The sequence below is a fragment of the Streptomyces amritsarensis genome, from assembly GCF_001953875.1.
Lineage (GTDB): Bacteria > Actinomycetota > Actinomycetes > Streptomycetales > Streptomycetaceae > Streptomyces > Streptomyces amritsarensis.
Genome location: NZ_MQUR01000193.1, coordinates 1 through 2,534, shown reverse-complemented (window position 1 = coordinate 2,534; position 2,534 = coordinate 1). Strand labels below are relative to the sequence as shown.

The 2,534-nt window shown below is 74.9% G+C and carries 3 protein-coding genes; all 3 read right to left on the bottom strand.

The genetic code is table 11. The features are described from left to right. Positions 1-49: 49 nt before the first annotated feature. Entirely contained in the window at positions 50-724 is a 675-nt protein-coding gene (locus AVW11_RS35385; protein WP_076047072.1) for a pentapeptide repeat-containing protein, read from the bottom strand. A gap of 80 nt (positions 725-804) precedes the next feature. After that, entirely contained in the window at positions 805-1,278 is a 474-nt protein-coding gene (locus AVW11_RS35380) for a GNAT family N-acetyltransferase (RefSeq protein WP_060180085.1), read from the bottom strand. A gap of 9 nt (positions 1,279-1,287) precedes the next feature. Further along, positions 1,288-2,196 carry an aminoglycoside phosphotransferase family protein gene (locus AVW11_RS35375; protein WP_076047071.1) on the bottom strand — a complete coding sequence of 303 codons (909 nt, stop codon included), beginning with the start codon at positions 2,194-2,196 and terminating at the stop codon, positions 1,288-1,290. Positions 2,197-2,534 lie beyond the last annotated feature (338 nt).

The following is a 2,534-nucleotide window of genomic DNA, read 5'->3' as shown; positions in this document are numbered from 1 at the left end:
CCCCCGCCACGGCGCGCTACCCGGCCCGCGAGCCCGGCTACGGCTACGGCTACGGCACCACCCGCACCCCCAGCTGGGAAGCAAGCGCCGGAGCCAGGTCGAACAGCTGCGCCGGGCTGATCACCGCCCCGGCCAGCGCGTCCACCCCCCGCGCGATCTCCAGTACGGCCGCCTCCCGCAGGTCCACGTCCGCCATCCGGACCCCGCTGAAGTCCACCCCGCGCAGCGCGCACTCCCGGAACTCCACCCGCTCCAGCACCGCGCCCCCGAAGTCCGGCTCCACCAGCACGCACCCCTCGAAGACCACGTCCCGCAGCCGTGCCTTCCGCAGGTTCAGGTAGTCGATCTTGCCGCCGCGGACCACCACCCGCTCCAGCCCGGCCCCGTGCAGCTGCACCCCGCCCAGGCGCGCGTCCACCAGCTCCACGTCCCGCAGCGAGGCCCCCGACAGGTCGGTCCCCACCCCCCGGACCCCTTCCAGCACCGAATCCAGGATCCGCGCCTTCGCCAGCCCCGCCTCGTCCAGCGCGCAGCGCCGCACCGCGCAGTCCATGAACCGGGCCCCGACCCCCTCCTGCCCCGCCAGGTCCAGGTCCGCGAACTCCAGCCCGTCGTAGTCCCCGTCCGGCTCCAGTTCCCGCCCTTCCCAGGGCGCCAGGTCCGGCAGCCGCAGCTCCGGCCTCCGCGCCGCCTTCACCGACTGCTGCCGCCCGTTTCGCACCATGGCCCCATCGTGGCCGACAGCACTGACACCCGCCCCGCCGAAGCCCACCGCGCCCCGCCGCCCCGGCCCGGCGCCCCGCCTTACGCCCCGCCGAGTTCCGCCAGCGCCCCGTCCGTCAACCGGTACACCGACCACTCCTCCTGCGGCCGCGCGCCCAAGGCCTCGTAGAAGGCGATGGTCGGCTCGTTCCACTTCAGCACCGACCACTCCAGCCGCTCGTAGCCCCGCTCGACGCACGTACGGGCCAGCTCCGCCAGCAGCGCCTTGCCGTGGCCGCCACCGCGCACGCCCGGCCGCACGTACAGGTCCTCCAAGTAGATGCCGTGCGCCCCGCGCCACGTGGAGAAGGACAGGAACCACACCGAGAAGCCCACCGCCTCCCCGTCGTCCGTCTCCGCGATGTGCGCGAACACCGCAGGGCGCTCCCCGAACAGCGCCTCCCGCAACTGCTCCTCGGTGGCCCGCGCCTCGTGCGGCACCTTCTCGTACTCCGCGAGCTCACGGATCATCGCGTGGATGACGGGGACATCGGCGACTTCAGCACTACGGATCATGCCCGCAGCCTAGGCGGACCACCGCCCCAGCAGCAGCCCGGCGACCGCCGACTGCTCATCGTCCAGCCGCTCTTCGCCGTCCTCCACGTCCCACAGGCAGTTCTGCAGCACCCGGCCCAGCGTCCAGGCCCGCGCCCGCTCCCGGTCCAGCCCGACCGTCTCCGTCAGCAGGTCGAACCGCCACCGCACGTCCTCCGCACGGAAGTTGTTGACGATCGCCGGCAACAGGTCGAAGCCGGGATCGCCGGCCAGCGGCTTCGGGTCGATCGCCAGCCAGGGCTCGCGACCGCCCGCGAGCACGTTCTCGTAGTGCAGGTCCCAGTGCAGCAGCCGGTCCCCGGGCTCGCCCGCCACCTCCGCGACCGCCGCCGCGCAGTCCCGCAGCAGCCGCCGGTCGTTTCCGTCCACCAGCTGCTCCAGCGCCCGCGGCACCTCCTCCAGCATCCCCGCGGCCATGTCCCCGAGCCCGCGCAGCCCCGGCGGCGCGGGCACCGCCGTCAGCCGTGCCAGCAACTCCCCGATCACCCGCACCGCCTGACGGGCGTCCCGCCGCGCGAGGTCCGCCAGGTCGCGCCCCGCGTCCAGCCGCTCCAGCAGCAGCGTCCCGGTGTCGGCATCGTGGTCCAGCAGCCGTACGCAGCCGTCGCCGTCCCAGGCACGCAACGCGACCGGCTCCCCCGCGCACTCCTCGTCCAGCGACACCAGCTTCAGCACGGCACCGCTGCCGTCGGCCCGCTCCACCGGCAGCACCAGGGCCGTCACCCCGTGCATCACCGGCCCGGTACGCCGCAGCCGCCACCGCTCCAGGAACTCCGCCGCCCGCGCGGGCAACGCGGCGATGAACTCCCGCCCGGCATCCCCGTGGTACCCGACCTGCGCCTCGACCAGCCCGTCCGGAATCTCCCCGATCTCCACCATGCGGCGACGCTAACGCCTCCCCCCTACGGGGTGCCCGGCGGGCGGCTCGGCGGGTGTACGGCTCGCTCCCGGCAGGGGGTGTCGTGCGGGCGGCTCGGCGGTACCCCTCGGCTCGGCGCCGGGCCAGTGGGTGGTGCTCGGCGGTGTGCGGCTGGATCCCGGTGCGGGGTGTTGCGGGGGCGGTTCGGCGGTGCGCTTGGCGGGGTGTGGCGGGGCTGGGTTCGGTCTGGGTCGGGGGGCCGCCGCCGGGGTGTCTCCTCGGCTCGGCGCGTGCGGGGTGTCTCGGCCAGGCGGGGTGGTTGCGCGCTCGTCCTGCGGGGACACCCCGCCACGTCCCC

Excerpts from the sequence above, each read along its gene's own strand:
- AVW11_RS35385 (WP_076047072.1), bottom strand. The coding sequence starts at position 724 with ATGGTGCGAAACGGGCGGCAGCAGTCGGTGAAGGCGGCGCGGAGGCCG.
- AVW11_RS35380 (WP_060180085.1), bottom strand. The coding sequence starts at position 1,278 with ATGATCCGTAGTGCTGAAGTCGCCGATGTCCCCGTCATCCACGCGATG.
- AVW11_RS35375 (WP_076047071.1), bottom strand. The coding sequence starts at position 2,196 with ATGGTGGAGATCGGGGAGATTCCGGACGGGCTGGTCGAGGCGCAGGTC.